Below are 14164 nucleotides of genomic sequence, written 5' to 3' on the forward strand. Positions count from 1 at the left end.
GTAGAGAAATCGAGTCTTAATAGGGCGTTTAGTTGCAGGCAATAGACCCGAAACCCGGCGATCTATCCATGGGCAGGTTGAAGGTTGAGTAACATCAACTGGAGGACCGAACCCACTAATGTTGAAAAATTAGGGGATGACCTGTGGATCGGAGTGAAAGGCTAATCAAGCCGGGAGATAGCTGGTTCTCCTCGAAAGCTATTTAGGTAGCGCCTCGCGTCTCACCCTCGGGGGTAGAGCACTGTTTGGGCTAGGGGGTCATCCCGACTTACCAACCCCATGCAAACTCCGAATACCGAGGAGTGCAATCGCGGGAGACACACGGCGGGTGCTAACGTCCGTCGTGGAAAGGGAAACAACCCAGACCGCCAGCTAAGGTCCCAAATATCAGTTAAGTGGGAAACGATGTGGGAAGGCCCAGACAGCTAGGAGGTTGGCTTAGAAGCAGCCATCCTTTAAAGAAAGCGTAATAGCTCACTAGTCGAGTCGGCCTGCGCGGAAGATATACCGGGGCTCAAACTGATAACCGAAGCTGCGGATGCTCTTAGGAGCATGGTAGAGGAGCGTTGTGTAAGCCGTTGAAGGTGGATCGGGAGGTCTGCTGGAGGTATCACAAGTGCGAATGCTGACATGAGTAACGATAAGGGAGGTGAAAAACCTCCCCGCCGGAAGACCAAGGGTTCCTGTCCAACGCTAATCGGGACAGGGTTAGTCGACCCCTAAGGCGAGGGCGAAAGCCGTAGTCGATGGGAAACAGGTTAATATTCCTGTACTCGCTATTACTGCGACGGAGTGACGGAGAAGGCTAGGCCGGCATGGCGATTGGTTGTCCATGTTTAAGGTTGTAGGCTGGGGACTTAGGCAAATCCGGGTCCCTAAGGCTGAGAACTGATGACGAAGCCCACTTAGTGGGTGAAGTGGTTGATGCCCTGCTTCCAGGAAAAACTTCTAAGCTTCAGGTAATAGTGAATCGTACTCTAAACCGACACAGGTGGTCAGGTAGAGAATACCAAGGCGCTTGAGAGAACTCTGGTGAAGGAACTAGGCAAAATGGTACCGTAACTTCGGGAGAAGGTACGCCGGTTTTGGTGATGGGACTTGCTCCCTAAGCTGAGGCCGGTCGAAGTGACCAGGTGGCTGCGACTGTTTATTAAAAACATAGCACTCTGCAAACTCGTAAGAGGACGTATAGGGTGTGACGCCTGCCCGGTGCCGGAAGGTTAATTGATGGGGTTAGCTTCGGCGAAGCTCTTGATCGAAGCCCCGGTAAACGGCGGCCGTAACTATAACGGTCCTAAGGTAGCGAAATTCCTTGTCGGGTAAGTTCCGACCTGCACGAATGGCGTAACGATGGCCACGCTGTCTCCACCAGAGACTCAGTGAAATTGAAATCGCTGTTAAGATGCAGTGTACCCGCGGCTAGACGGAAAGACCCCGTGAACCTTTACTACAGCTTTGCACTGAACTTTGAGCCTATTTGTGTAGGATAGGTGGGAGGCTTTGAAGCAGCGACGCTAGTTGTTGTGGAGCCGTCCTTGAAATACCACCCTGGTATGTTTGAGGTTCTAACTCTGGTCCGTTATCCGGATCGAGGACAGTGTATGGTGGGTAGTTTGACTGGGGCGGTCTCCTCCCAAAGAGTAACGGAGGAGTACGAAGGTGCACTCAGCATGGTCGGAAATCATGCAATGAGCATAATGGTATAAGTGCGCTTGACTGCGAGACAGACATGTCGAGCAGGTACGAAAGTAGGTCATAGTGATCCGGTGGTTCTGTATGGAAGGGCCATCGCTCAACGGATAAAAGGTACTCCGGGGATAACAGGCTGATACCGCCCAAGAGTTCACATCGACGGCGGTGTTTGGCACCTCGATGTCGGCTCATCACATCCTGGGGCTGAAGCCGGTCCCAAGGGTATGGCTGTTCGCCATTTAAAGTGGTACGCGAGCTGGGTTTAGAACGTCGTGAGACAGTTCGGTCCCTATCTGCCGTGGGCGTTGGAGATTTGAGAAGAGTTGCTCCTAGTACGAGAGGACCGGAGTGAACGAACCTCTGGTGTTCCGGTTGTCACGCCAGTGGCATTGCCGGGTAGCTATGTTCGGACGGGATAACCGCTGAAAGCATCTAAGCGGGAAGCCTCCTTCAAGATAAGATCTCCCTGAGGCCTTGAGCCTCCTGAAGGGCCGTGGAAGACTACCACGTTGATAGGCTGGGTGTGGAAGCGTTGTGAGGCGTTGAGCTAACCAGTACTAATTGCCCGTGCGGCTTGACCATACAACAGAGATGGTTACTAACGACTAGCTAAGCTAGCGGATTGTGAGTTAGAGACATACGATCGCTTGCGGTGTATTACTACAGATTGTTTTACCGACTTATTTGGGGTTATCGCCGGTCAATAACATGACCGAGGCAAACAGCGATAACGCGGCAGGCCAAGCACATTGCTTATAAGACCAACGCCAACCCAAGCCAGTTTGCCTGACGACAATAGAGTTGTGGAACCACCTGATCCCTTGCCGAACTCAGAAGTGAAACGCAACATCGCCGATGGTAGTGTGGGGCTTCCCCATGTGAGAGTAGGTCATCGTCAGGCTTCTAATCCGAAAGGGCCACCCAACAGGGTGGCCCTTTTTTTATGGCTAAAAATATTTTAAAGAAGCAAAAAACAAAAATAAAAAAACTAAGAAAGGGAAAGCAGGAATTACTAAGTCGAAATTAAATAGAAAAAATAAAATAGTTCTGAAGAACTTTAATACTCAACTTTCTATTTAAAAAATCAGTCAGTAATTAAAAAAAGAAAAACCTAAAACTACCTGAGCACCTTAAACAGACGCTCTCCTAAAAAGCCTATAAAAATAGGTCTTTACCGATCTTCTCTCCAAATGCCTTTACACTCACTCAAAAAATAATCAAACAAAAATAACTCGCGTAAAACTCAGAAAAGTACCCATACCACTCCCGCCAAAAATTAAATTTAGCCGGTAAAAATATCGGTGATTTTTTAGTCTCTGCAGTAATCCCTTGTAACACGGGGCCTGCAGCCTGTTTATTAAAGTTATACACAACTCTATCCAGACTTTCTGTTAGTAACACCTGGCTGTGGAAATCCGCGCAAAAAGTGCTGCTTTTTTACCCGCCTTCAATAGAGCCAAGCAACCACGGGGCTGGCCGGGGATATCCCGGAGTTATACACAACTCTATCCATGGTTTCTGTTGGTAACAAAGGCGCCATAAAACGGACATCAGTTATTAACAGTGTTATGAGCGATAAATCTGTGGATTACTGCGGCTGATTGGTACGCCAGTATTCGAGAGAAGAAAAATTTGGGGATAAAAAAAGCCCCACCAGGTGGGGCTTTAAAAATATCGTCTGTATCTTTTATTTATTCAGAGGCAGTAGGAACTCGGCCCAAGTCTCCTTCCATTTCTGTGGTCAGGAAAGACATTACAACCCAGGCCGCTACATTCTGGCGAAGATTCTCAGGGTCGACTTTATCCAGGGTATCGTTGGGTGTGTGGTGATAATCGAAGTAGTCGGTGCCGTCCTGGTATAGACCAAAGGCTGGCACACCGCGCGCAACAAACACACTGCTATCTGGGCCACCGTAAGATTCATTATTTCCGCGCTCAATACCCAGGGGGGCGAGGAGTTGCATCATTTGATCTGCAATATCAAATTTGCTCTCAGGGAGACGGGTATCGAAACGCCAGACTTTCCCTGCTCCAAAGTCTGATTCGGAGACGGCAATAATATTGTCCAGTTCTTTTACGTGTGCCTCAACATACTGCTTAGCACCTACCAATCCGATTTCCTCTGCACCAAACAGCACGACTCGCAAGGTACGACGGGGGCGCTGTGGCAGCTCAGCAATTAGACGTGCAGTTTCCATAACAATGGCAACCCCAGCTCCGTCGTCCAAGGCCCCGGTGCCTTCATCCCAGGAATCCAGGTGCGCACCGATAATCATGACTTCTTCAGGTTGCTCACGGCCAGTAATCTCACCGATGACATTAAAAGAGGGGCCGTCACTCAGTCGCTCAGTTTCAACATCAAGTTTTACCTGGACTGGCTTGCCGCGTTGGAGCATAGCCTCGAGCAGGTTTGCATCAGGAGCGGAAAGTGCGAGTGCAGGAACTGGGTTTTCCACATCATCAACCGACATCATACCGGTGTGGGCAAATCGGTCTGAGTCGGTTCCTACGGAGCGCAACAGCATGGCAGCAGCCCCTTTTTCAGCGGCAGCGCGCATTCCCAACTTGCGGCCTTGCGCCGCAGGGCCGTAGCCTTCTCCCGTGCGCGCTCTCTCCATACGCTTATTGATAAAAGCAATTTTGCCTTTCACTTGGCTGGCTGGGGCCTTCAACAGGGCCTGCACATCGGGAAACTCGATAATTTCCGCTGTTAACCCTCCCGCAGGGGTGGCGGCGCCATAGCCGAGGGAGGAGACAACTAGTGGCTGGGGGAAAGGGGATATGACTTCGGCGTGAGCATGGCCACGAATCCAGCGGGGTACCTCAATTTGCTCGGTATAGACGCGATCAAAGCCAAATGCCTTCATTTTGTCTTGTGCCCAGGCAACGGCTCTTTCATCGCCCTCAGTGCCTGTCCGTCGTGGTCCAACCTCGACGGTCAAAGACTCTACAATACTGTAGGCGTCGGAGCTTTCCAGTGCCCGGTCACGTAATACTTCCGCCACAGATACATCTTCCTGTGACAGAGGGGCTGCCTGGGCTATTCCCAGTGCCATGGTAGTGATCAGTCCCCCGGTAAGGGAAAGCAGTGGTTTCAACATCGGTCTATCCTTTGTTAATACTCTTCAGTCTTAAGCTTTTGGCTCGTTATTTGATGAGGCCGCGATCAGTTGCTCGCGAATTTCACGTAACTTGCGCAGGCCTTTTTCTGTAAATAAGTAGGGCGGTTCGCCTGTATATTCGCTGTCTTCAATATTGAGGCAACGTTGTCGCATCTCTTCAAGCTTTGGGTCGTGTCGCATTGGGCAGGCGAGGAGTGCTCGCCATTCAGTATCGCTGGCTTGCCCGGTGATTACATCTTCAAGGCCCTTAACAAAACTGCCTCGGTCCATTCGAAATCTGGGTCTGCGCAGGTGCATAAGAACCCAAACCACAATAACAAAGGCAATGAAAGAAAGAATAAGCGTTGCCAGCCAGGTCACGATATCAATCCTCCACTAATAGTTTTATTGCCACAGCAATGGTGGCAATAATGATTACCGGTTTGATAATACTGGCACCTCTTGCAATCACGAGGTTGGAGCCAATACGAGCTCCTACAACCTGGGCAAAAGACATAGCGATAGCGAGCAATAGAAAAATATGGCCTCCAGCGATAAAAATTAGCATAGAGGTCACATTGGTAGCGAGCACAATAGGTTTTGTTGATGCCGTAGCCGCACGCATATTGTAGCCGAGTAGCGCTGCGAAGGCGGCTGCAGAGATAGACCCCATCCCAGGGCCAAAGAAGCCCCCGTAAAAGCCGAGCCCACCGCCAACAACTAGATTAAAAGTAACGTTACTGATTCTGGGTTTTGAGTCAATGTCGGAAATGCGGGGGGACAGAATAAAGTAGAGGGCAATAGCAATGAGCAGGATGGGAAGTAAGGTATTGAGACCAGCCTCCCCAAATGAAGCGACTGTTAAGGTGCCTAGGCAGGAACCGATAATTGCAGCAAGTAGTCCTGGCCAGAGGGGGCGTAAATTCAACTGGCCTTTTTGCAGGAAGTTAATGGTGGATGATAGGGTGCCAAAGACGCTTTGAAACTTATTGGTACCGAGAGCATCGAGTGGGGGAATGCCGGCCCAGAGTAAAGCGGGGAGGGTGATTATTCCCCCTCCCCCGGCGATCGCACTGACAAAGCCTGCGGTAAAGGCGATTACTGTCAGTATCAGGTAGGTATAAGTAGAAAGCTCACTACTTAACTGTATCACGAGTGGACTGGTTACCCCTTTTCAAGAGTACTTTCATTATCGTGGTAATACCCCTGATACTTGCTAAAGCGCTTTTGGATCTCTGCCATATCCTGTTCCAGATCACCGATAGGCTGGTACAGGGAGTCAATGCAAATACGCTTATTGGGAAAGTCCCAGGCAACAAGCAAAATAGGAACTTGAGCGGTATAGGAAATCCTTAAAAAACCGTTCTTCCAGCGCCCTACTTTTTTGCGGGTCCCCTCGGGAGTAATCCCCACCCACATTTTTTCATTTTCCCGGTAACTCGATGCAACTTGTAGAGCGATATTACCTGCGGCGCGCCTATCGGTAGGAACACCTCCAAGCCACATAAATAGTCCTTTAAACGGGAAGAAAAAAGCTTCCTTTTTCATGAGCCAGGAAATTTTAATACCCAATGCCATAATAAATGGCATGGCAACCACAAAATCCCAATTGGATGTGTGGGGAGCCAAAGCTACCATGACTTTTCTTTCTGGAGGGATTTCCCCATCCATTCGCCAGCCGAGCACCTTGATTATCAACTTGCCAATAGCTTTGGTGATGCGATTGCCCAGCCGAGGTACTTCATTGGGTACTTCAGTAGGTATTTCTACAAACTGACTCATTATTTGCCTCTTTCTTACTGCTGTCACACTAAGGTTTCAACAAAGGTACTTAGCCTTGCTGCTTTAGTGTTCCCGCGTGGCATAAAAGCGAACTTCCGGATAGCGCTCTTCAGCCAATTGTAAATTAACGCGCGTCGGTGCCAGGTAGGTCAGGTGTCCGCTGCCATCGAGTGCCAGGTTGGTACTGGCCTTGCGCTTGAAATTCTCTAGTTCTTTGGCACTTTCACTATCTACCCAGCGCGCAGTGTTCACGTTGACGTTTTCGTAGATGGCTTCAACTTTGTATTCGTCTTTTAATCGGTAAGCGACTACTTCGAACTGTAGTACACCAACTGCGCCCACGATAATGTCGTTGTTATCCAGCGGGAAAAATACCTGGGTGGACCCCTCTTCAGAAAGCTGCTGAAGCCCTTTTTGTAATTGCTTTAATTTGAGAGGGTCTTTTAAACGTATGCGACGGAACAGCTCCGGGGCGAAATTGGGAATGCCGGTAAATTTCAGTGCTTCGCCTTCGGTAAAGGTATCGCCGATCTGGATAGTACCGTGGTTGTGCAAACCAATAATATCGCCGGCAATGGCCTCTTCTACGTGGGTTCGGTCGCCAGCCATAAATGTCACCGCATCGGCAATTTTTACATCCTTGCCAATGCGCACATGCTTCATTTTCATACCGCGATTGTAGGTGCCGGAGCAGACACGCATAAAGGCAATTCTATCGCGGTGTTTGGGGTCCATATTCGCTTGGATCTTAAAAACAAAGCCGGAGAATTTATCTTCGCTGGGCTCTACTTTTCTCTCTTTGGTTTCCCGGGATTGGGGTGAGGGCGCCCATTCAACGAAACCATCGAGCATTTCCCTTACGCCAAAGTTACCCAAGGCCGTACCGAAAAATACCGGGGTCAGTTCACCGGCAAGATAAGCTTCCTGGTTAAACTCATGAGTGGCTCCACGAACCAATTCAATCTCTTCCCGAATATCCTCTGCGTACTCGCCAAGTAGTGCGTCAGCCTCAGCGGAGTCCAGACCCTTAATTTGAATATCATCGGGAATTCTGTGGCCCTGACCCTGGGAGAATACATGGATGGTATCGGTATAGAGGTTATAGACCCCCTTGAAACCTTTTCCTGAACTCAAAGGCCAATTGATAGGGGCAGCCTGGATATTCAGAACTTCTTCAATCTCATCCATTACCTCGATTGGGTCGCGAATATCCCGGTCGAGTTTGTTGATAAATGAGAGAATCGGCGTTGTTCGCAAGCGGCACACATTCATCAACTTGATGGTGCGGTCTTCCACACCTTTGGCCCCGTCAATCACCATCAGTGCGGAGTCGACGGCGGTGAGTACCCGGTAGGTATCTTCAGAGAAGTCTTCGTGCCCCGGTGTATCCAGTAGGTTTACAGTCCTCTCTTTGTAGGGGAACTGCATAACGGAAGAGGTAACAGAAATACCGCGTTCCTGTTCCATCGTCATCCAATCAGAGCGTGCGTGGGGACCTTTTTTCCCCTTAACGGAGCCCGCTTGCTGGATTGCATTCCCGAACAAAAGAAGCTTTTCGGTCACGGTTGTTTTACCGGCGTCCGGGTGGGAAATGATAGCGAAAGTTCTACGTCGTTGATATTGTTGAGAAAAATCTTTATTCACTTAGATTTAACCTTATCTGTGTACGCCCCTGTGTACACATAATGAAATATACCCCAAGGCCGAATCCGAAACGCCGAATTATACCAAATTGGCCTCTGGTTTTGCTCATGGGTGGTGACTAATGAATACTAACTGGTCAGATTAGGTGGTTCCAATAGGAAGGGTGGGCTTTTGGCTGTGTACATGTGCGGTCGTTAGAGTGGGTCTATCTCAAGATTTCAGGCTTAGATCCGCTGATTAGTTTGTACGCTAGTTGTTTTGTATTGATATGACAGTATTGACATTTGATCAGTTTGCGCGACAAACCCCGTACTTTTAGTGCGGGGAGGATAGCGCGGGAGCCGAAGGCTCCCCAGGTGGTTTACTGCTTTTCTCACGGTACCGTCCTGTTAAAATGGGGATGCAATGCAGAAAACAAAAACACTGAAAGTTCGAGTTAAAGATAAACATGCAAAGCGGCTCAATGAGATGGCTCGCTCTGTGAATTTTGTTTGGAACTACATCAACGATCTCAGTTCTCGCTCAATCAAAGAACGGGGGAAGTTTTTGTCTGCTTTTGACCTGCATCCCTACACTAAGGGCGCAGGCAAAGATCTTGGCTTGCATAGTCACACGCTACAGTGCGTGGCCTCCGAGTACGTCACCCGCAGAAAACAGTTCAAAAAGAGCCGGCTCAACTGGCGCAAATCAGGCGGTGTGCGCCGATCACTTGGCTGGATTCCAGTGAATACTGGCGCAGCCAAATGGAAGAATGGGCAGATCTTTCACAACGGTTGTTTCTTTTCTGTTTGGGATTCCTTTGGCTTGAGCCAATACAAGTTCCGCTCGGCTAGTTTCAATGAGGATGCTAGGGGCCGCTGGTACTTCAATGTGGTTGTATCGGTTGAGGCTGAGCAGTCAGAAGGTAAAGGCTCTGTAGGTATCGACCTGGGCTGCAAGGAATCCGCTACCGACTCCAACGGCGAGGGCGTGGAAGGTCGAGAATACCGCAAGCTGGAAGCCAAGCTTGGCATCGCCCAAAGAGCCAGAATTAAAAAGCGCGTTAAGGCAATACACGCAAAAATCAAAAACCGCAGGCAAGACGCCCTGCACAAATACAGCCGCAAGCTCGTGAATGAGAATGCGGCAATCTTCGTTGGCAACGTATCAAGCCAAGCCCTCACCAAGACCAAGATGGCCAAGTCTGTTTTGGATGCGGGCTGGAGTTCGCTCAAAACCATGCTGGAATATAAGTGCGCTCACGCAGGCGTGGTTTTTGAGGAAGTCAACGAAGCCTTCTCCACCCAAACTTGTTCGAGCTGCGGAACGATTCCCGACAGTAGTCCGAAAGGTAGAGCGGGTCTTGGAATAAGAGAATGGTCTTGCTCAGAGTGCGGAGCTGAGCACCACCGAGACATCAACTCGGCCAGGGTCATTCTTGCGGCGGGACATCGCCGTCTAGCTGTAGGAATCCCCGTCCTTTAGGGCGGGGAGGATGTCAAGTATTGGTTCAGAATGTGTTTACTGGGGAATACAAGATAAGATTTAACATCGACGCTTAAAGGAAGTGTCAATCCTTAGCGAAGGCGAGTAGTACCTGCCATCGCTAAGGATGAGGTGAGGAGCATCTAAGCAGCTTCTGGGATTGAAATCTGGGCTTCCCACTGCTCAACATCATCGATGGCCCAAAGGTTGTGACTACCAGAGGCTTTGATTCGTGGTTTGGGGAATGGGTTGGTTTCTCTGTTTACCCATCTAAAAATAGTGCGGCTTGAACAGCGGTAGCGCTTACTTAAATCCTTGGTTGACCAATATCCTTTAATCATCAGATTTTCCTTTCTCGTTGTTTCTTGAAATCAAGTTGCTTATCGCTGCACCAGGGCAAACCCCTGGCCGTTGCGTTTGAGTGTGCCCGCCTGTTGCAGGGCGTCGAAAACGGGTTTAACGGTTCCGTGCCTAAGGCGCATATCGTTGATGATGTTGCGCATTACGGGCTTGTGGCCGAACTCCCCGGCGCGGATTCGCTGGGCGAGTTGCTGTTGTTCTTCGTTCAAGTGGGCGGTGTGTAACGGTTGTGTTTCCACCGTTTCAGGCTGTTGCAACGGTGCAGTGGCGCGTTTCGAAACTGTTGCGGCGGCGTTAAACGCGAGTAACGCAACCAATCCCACGATGTCTGTGATGATCGCTAGGGCGAGGAAGCCGATATGCTGAACCTTTGCCGGGTCTGCGTTGAGGGTGCCCGCTAAGCTGCTGAAGGCGCTGTGCGTGCTGGGTGTCTGTTCGATTGTGGATAGCTTTTCTATGAGCTGCGTGCGCTCAGCTTCCATTGTGGATAACTGTGCGGCGGTATTAATGGCGCGTTGGCGGTAGCCGTTGTTGGCGTCGGTGTTGATCAGGCCGTTTAGGGTGTTGATCTGCTGTTGCAAACTGTTTAACTGCTGTTGCAACGATTGGTATTCCTGGCTGTTACGGGCGCTGCGTTGTTGCTGTTCGTCGCTGTGGCTGGCGAGGAATCCGACCGTTGCAACAATGCTGATCACTACCAGCAGGGGCCAGAGGCAGAGCAGGGCATAGCCACTGGCCTGGCCCTGGCTGCGCAACCACAGGCCGAGAGGGGCGAAGCTGAACTTGCACAGCTCCAGCGCCACCGCAGTAGCACCGGCCACCACCTGCCCGCCGAGACCTGCGGGCATGGATATCCACAGCTGCACAGTAAACGCTAGGCTGGTGCCGCAGAAGATTAGGGCGGCGATACCTGTGAGGGATTGCCAGAGTTTCACGCGGCGGCCTCCGCCTGCTGTTCTACTCGACGAAACTCAATAACCCATACCCAGGGGTTTTGATTCCAATTGTCTTCGCCGTAGACTGATCGCCATAACTCACGAAATCTCTTAATGGGCGTATCACATATCACGCAATCCACTTCTTCCCATCCAAAATGGATTCCCATAGCTGAATGAGCTTGATAACCCTCACACACTCTACACGGCCAAATATTTTCCTTTCCTGCTAAATCTGCATATTCTTCATTTGAGTAGCACCCTTCGGCTTTCGCATCCTCTTCGCTGATGTCCTGAATACGCTCAATACGAATATCAGTAATCTCACGGACGATGCTCGGCTCCTCCTGCACCCGTAGGCGATCACCTATCTCCCCATACCTGCAAGCGACATCAACAAACCCACATTGCCAGGCATCGGTAATCATGCTGGAAAGGCTGCGACCGGGAAGTAGGCCACCTATTTGGTCGATAATTTCCCCGTTCGTGGCGCCGCTGAAAGGCTGCGGTTTTATTAGTCTGCGCGTCTGGGTTTTACGGTTATCACGTATTGCCCGCACCATATCCCCATTGAATGAAATTGGACGTTCTTTCATTATGCAGCTCTCCCTTTTTCCTGTTTACGATTCGGTAGAATCTCTGCCTGCCAGCCGTGGTCTTTGTAGTGGTTGGGGTTGGCTTTGTTTTTAATGGTGTCTAATTCCGGGCGCACTAATTCGGCTAGGTCATTAAGGCGGACGCCGTAGGCTTCGAACTCGGTCGAGTCTTTATAGAAATCCCCTTCAGGGGTTTTGCACTCAACAAATACCGTTACCATCCAGTGGTGTTGCCAGTTCAATATTTCATGCTGGTAATCAGCGCGGGCGATATCGCCCACGGCACCGCGTTGGCGGCGGTGGGTGATCTTTAAAATAGGATCACCATCGGTATCCAGGCCGGTACTGCTGCGCGCGGTGAGGATTAAACCGGGTAGCCAGCGGTTTACCCGGCGGGCGTGCAGGGCGCGTTGGCTCATGGGCTTGCGGGGTTTACGCTTGGGCATTTTTTGGGGTCTCCACCATTTGCCGCGCATACCGCAAAATGCCGATAGTGCCTGTTATGCTTGTGCGGTAAGGGTTCTCTTCATGCTCTTCCCATGTTGCGGTTTTGTCAGCAACCCGATTACTCAATATGTACCAAGCGTCCCACCAGTCGTACTCGCCGGAATAGTCGGGGCCGGTATTAATCCCCCAGACGTATGCACACTCAAGCCGTCCCATGTGCTCATACTCTTGCGAGAAAGCATCAATAGGTTCACCAAGCGCAATTAACAGCGCACGCGCTTTCTTGCAGAGTTTTTTGTATTGCCGTGCTTTCACAATGGCTCCCTGATTCTTGTTGAGCTGATATCAACGGCTGGGCTTAATTCTTTCAATATCAACGCCGCCGGCTTTCCCTTCAATTTTTACAACTGGCGTGCCGCATACGTCCCAAGCAATTGAGCGAGTGTGCGTGCTTATTTCATTTCCAAAGTCATCAACAAAAATTACTGGGGTTCCGGGTGGGTATTGATTGTTGAATTCAGCCGTATTCATTACTCGATACTCTTACTATTGTTTTCTACCCACTTAGCCCGCACTGGGCGGGCTTAGAAAGTTATTGGCTGTGGGTCAGGCGGCGTTCGGTTCTGGGTGAGGGCAGTCTTGGGGTTTGTCCTCGGTGATTTTTTTATCGTCGATACGATAAATTTTTGCGGTGTCGGTTTTCTTGTCGAAGATCTGAGCCCAGTGTGTGAACAGCTCCTGTTGGGCAATGCGCTCTACCTCTTGGTAGGCTTCTTCTTCAGTGGCGTAGGAGCGTTTGAAATCTTTGATGCCACCCATCATTAAGTTGTAGGTGCCAGTGAATAGTGCGAATCTTTTCATGGAGTTCTCCAATTAATTAAAATTGGGCTCCGTACCGGCAGCCCTAACGGTTACAGCTGACTGATGCGCCTGGGGCGCGGTTGAAAGTTATTAATCGTATTCTGAATCGAGGTAAACAGAATCGCCGTAGATTTCATCAATATTGCTAATCAAAGTTCTGCGGGCATATAGCTTGAATAGTTCACCGGGAAGCCCGTAATTAAGTGTTTGGGCCTGCACTCCTCTTCTAAAGTTTTTGCCATCCTCTCGGATAATCGAGATGTAGTGATGCTCTTCATCGCGGTCCTTATAAAGTGAAATCTCAATATTATTGAATGAATATTCACCGTGGAGGATTTTCACTCTTGTAAAATATTCGGATCGCTCCCACTCTAGTCTTATTTCTTCATGCCCTTCACTAAGGTGCTCCTCTTGCCATTCCTTTTTAATGAGTTCTAAAAACTCTTCAGATGTTATTGCAGCCGGAACGGGTTGGAGAGCTTTATCTAATAGTGGTTTTAAATGTGCACCTGCTTGCTCATCTAGAGCTTTGATGTACAGCTCACCGATCATGTCGGTAATATATTTGTTGTACTCGGGCAGGGTTATTTGGTTTGTGCAGATAGAGATTTTATCTTCAATAGCCTTTTTCAAAGACTGACCAAAATCACTATATTCGCGAAGCACTGAATCCAAAATTCCAACAATGGTGGCTTCAACTTTTGAGTCGATAGACTTTTCCAGTTTTCCGCTGTCGATGTACTTACCAAGACTTTCAGTGACGAGTTGCTGTAGTTCCATTTTCAATCCTTTGCTTTTATTTGTGGGTGATTAGCTGGCTTCGGGTACAGTTTGTTTTTCGATAAGGTCGCGCATCCAAACCATGCCGTTAGATGTAACTTTGGTATTGATATACGGCACTGCCACTGGCCCGCGTTTGTATTGAGCGTTTTGTGCAACGAGCAGGCCCTGTGTTGTGGCAAACTTGGTGGGTGAATTACGCATGGGTTCATGGCTGTGCAACAGGCCGTTATTCCGCATGAGTTCCATTAATTTATTTCTACCCATTCCCAACAGGCGGGCGGCTTGGGTGATGGTGAAAAGTTTTTCTCTGTTCACGCTGCCTCCTGATTTTCTTGTTGTGGGGCTTGGCCTTGGATGGCTTCGGAAAGTGTCGCGACTTGTTCGCGCATACTTTTCATTTCAACTTCTTGCAGCTTCACCTTGGCCAGCAGTTCTTCGTATAGCTCTAAGATTCGGGTGAATTCACTCATGGCCGGGCCCCGTTTTTTTGAACTTCCTT

The 14164-nt window shown here is 49.6% G+C and carries 16 protein-coding genes and 2 rRNA genes (1 of these 18 only partly in view); 3 read left to right on the top strand and 15 right to left on the bottom strand.

What is annotated here, in order from left to right:
- Positions 1 to 2274: ribosomal RNA gene (locus QT397_06370) — 23S ribosomal RNA — on the top strand; it begins 608 nt to the left of the window's first position.
- A 203-nt stretch (positions 2275 to 2477) separates the two neighbouring features.
- Positions 2478 to 2593: ribosomal RNA gene (rrf, locus tag QT397_06375) — 5S ribosomal RNA — on the top strand.
- Between the two features lie 790 nt (positions 2594 to 3383).
- Here the strand turns inward: rrf and QT397_06380 are convergent.
- From QT397_06380 to QT397_06400, 5 genes are all read right to left on the bottom strand, one after another.
- Positions 3384 to 4793: a M20/M25/M40 family metallo-hydrolase gene (locus tag QT397_06380; protein ID WNZ56966.1), complete on the bottom strand. Its 1410-nt coding sequence runs from the start codon at positions 4791 to 4793 to the stop codon at positions 3384 to 3386.
- A 30-nt stretch (positions 4794 to 4823) separates the two neighbouring features.
- On the bottom strand, positions 4824 to 5174 hold the full coding sequence (locus QT397_06385) for a hypothetical protein (GenBank protein WNZ56967.1): 351 nt from the start codon (positions 5172 to 5174) through the stop codon (positions 4824 to 4826).
- 4 nt (positions 5175 to 5178) lie between these two features.
- The gene (locus tag QT397_06390) at positions 5179 to 5946 is read right to left on the bottom strand and encodes a TSUP family transporter (protein ID WNZ56968.1); all 768 of its coding nucleotides are present in this window, start codon (positions 5944 to 5946) and stop codon (positions 5179 to 5181) included.
- Positions 5947 to 5957: 11 nt separating this feature from the next.
- Complete coding sequence (locus QT397_06395; protein ID WNZ56969.1) at positions 5958 to 6575, bottom strand: 1-acyl-sn-glycerol-3-phosphate acyltransferase; 618 nt, start codon at positions 6573 to 6575, stop codon at positions 5958 to 5960.
- Between the two features lie 63 nt (positions 6576 to 6638).
- Positions 6639 to 8219 (bottom strand): peptide chain release factor 3, encoded by a 1581-nt coding sequence (locus QT397_06400; protein ID WNZ56970.1) that lies wholly within the window; start codon positions 8217 to 8219, stop codon positions 6639 to 6641.
- Between the two features lie 405 nt (positions 8220 to 8624).
- Here QT397_06400 and QT397_06405 point away from each other — a divergent pair, with 405 nt between their 5' ends.
- Positions 8625 to 9683 carry a transposase gene (locus QT397_06405; protein ID WNZ56971.1) on the top strand — a complete coding sequence of 353 codons (1059 nt, stop codon included), beginning with the start codon at positions 8625 to 8627 and terminating at the stop codon, positions 9681 to 9683.
- Between the two features lie 143 nt (positions 9684 to 9826).
- On the opposite strand, the gene QT397_06410 is transcribed toward QT397_06405, so the two are convergent.
- From QT397_06410 to QT397_06455, 10 genes are all read right to left on the bottom strand, one after another.
- The gene (locus QT397_06410) at positions 9827 to 10024 is read right to left on the bottom strand and encodes a hypothetical protein (GenBank protein WNZ56972.1); all 198 of its coding nucleotides are present in this window, start codon (positions 10022 to 10024) and stop codon (positions 9827 to 9829) included.
- 39 nt (positions 10025 to 10063) lie between these two features.
- A complete protein-coding gene (locus QT397_06415; protein WNZ56973.1) occupies positions 10064 to 10978 on the bottom strand; it encodes a hypothetical protein in 915 nt (304 codons plus the stop codon).
- Positions 10975 to 11574, bottom strand: coding sequence for a hypothetical protein (locus QT397_06420; GenBank protein WNZ56974.1), 600 nt, complete (start codon positions 11572 to 11574; stop codon positions 10975 to 10977). Before QT397_06420 ends, QT397_06415 begins: the two co-directional genes overlap by 4 nt.
- The gene (locus QT397_06425; GenBank protein ID WNZ56975.1) at positions 11574 to 12020 is read right to left on the bottom strand and encodes a hypothetical protein; all 447 of its coding nucleotides are present in this window, start codon (positions 12018 to 12020) and stop codon (positions 11574 to 11576) included. The genes QT397_06420 and QT397_06425 overlap by 1 nt, the downstream gene beginning before the upstream one ends.
- On the bottom strand, positions 12007 to 12336 hold the full coding sequence (locus tag QT397_06430; protein ID WNZ56976.1) for a hypothetical protein: 330 nt from the start codon (positions 12334 to 12336) through the stop codon (positions 12007 to 12009). The genes QT397_06425 and QT397_06430 overlap by 14 nt, the downstream gene beginning before the upstream one ends.
- A gap of 30 nt (positions 12337 to 12366) precedes the next feature.
- Entirely contained in the window at positions 12367 to 12552 is a 186-nt protein-coding gene (locus QT397_06435; GenBank protein ID WNZ56977.1) for a hypothetical protein, read from the bottom strand.
- Between the two features lie 75 nt (positions 12553 to 12627).
- Positions 12628 to 12882: a hypothetical protein gene (locus tag QT397_06440; GenBank protein ID WNZ56978.1), complete on the bottom strand. Its 255-nt coding sequence runs from the start codon at positions 12880 to 12882 to the stop codon at positions 12628 to 12630.
- Positions 12883 to 12972: 90 nt separating this feature from the next.
- The gene (locus QT397_06445; GenBank protein ID WNZ56979.1) at positions 12973 to 13662 is read right to left on the bottom strand and encodes a hypothetical protein; all 690 of its coding nucleotides are present in this window, start codon (positions 13660 to 13662) and stop codon (positions 12973 to 12975) included.
- A 30-nt stretch (positions 13663 to 13692) separates the two neighbouring features.
- The gene (locus QT397_06450; GenBank protein ID WNZ56980.1) at positions 13693 to 13980 is read right to left on the bottom strand and encodes a phage antirepressor KilAC domain-containing protein; all 288 of its coding nucleotides are present in this window, start codon (positions 13978 to 13980) and stop codon (positions 13693 to 13695) included.
- Positions 13977 to 14135, bottom strand: a complete 159-nt coding sequence (locus QT397_06455) for a hypothetical protein (protein ID WNZ56981.1) — start codon at positions 14133 to 14135, stop codon at positions 13977 to 13979. Before QT397_06455 ends, QT397_06450 begins: the two co-directional genes overlap by 4 nt.
- Positions 14136 to 14164: the final 29 nt, after the last annotated feature.

The sequence above is a fragment of the Microbulbifer sp. MKSA007 genome (assembly GCA_032615215.1).
GTDB lineage: Bacteria > Pseudomonadota > Gammaproteobacteria > Pseudomonadales > Cellvibrionaceae > Microbulbifer.

Excerpts from the sequence above, each read along its gene's own strand:
- QT397_06380 (WNZ56966.1), bottom strand. The coding sequence starts at position 4,793 with ATGTTGAAACCACTGCTTTCCCTTACCGGGGGACTGATCACTACCATG.
- QT397_06395 (WNZ56969.1), bottom strand. The coding sequence starts at position 6,575 with ATGAGTCAGTTTGTAGAAATACCTACTGAAGTACCCAATGAAGTACCT.
- QT397_06405 (WNZ56971.1), top strand. The coding sequence starts at position 8,625 with ATGCAGAAAACAAAAACACTGAAAGTTCGAGTTAAAGATAAACATGCA.
- QT397_06410 (WNZ56972.1), bottom strand. The coding sequence starts at position 10,024 with ATGATTAAAGGATATTGGTCAACCAAGGATTTAAGTAAGCGCTACCGC.
- QT397_06420 (WNZ56974.1), bottom strand. The coding sequence starts at position 11,574 with ATGAAAGAACGTCCAATTTCATTCAATGGGGATATGGTGCGGGCAATA.
- QT397_06425 (WNZ56975.1), bottom strand. The coding sequence starts at position 12,020 with ATGCCCAAGCGTAAACCCCGCAAGCCCATGAGCCAACGCGCCCTGCAC.
- QT397_06435 (WNZ56977.1), bottom strand. The coding sequence starts at position 12,552 with ATGAATACGGCTGAATTCAACAATCAATACCCACCCGGAACCCCAGTA.
- QT397_06440 (WNZ56978.1), bottom strand. The coding sequence starts at position 12,882 with ATGAAAAGATTCGCACTATTCACTGGCACCTACAACTTAATGATGGGT.
- QT397_06445 (WNZ56979.1), bottom strand. The coding sequence starts at position 13,662 with ATGGAACTACAGCAACTCGTCACTGAAAGTCTTGGTAAGTACATCGAC.
- QT397_06455 (WNZ56981.1), bottom strand. The coding sequence starts at position 14,135 with ATGAGTGAATTCACCCGAATCTTAGAGCTATACGAAGAACTGCTGGCC.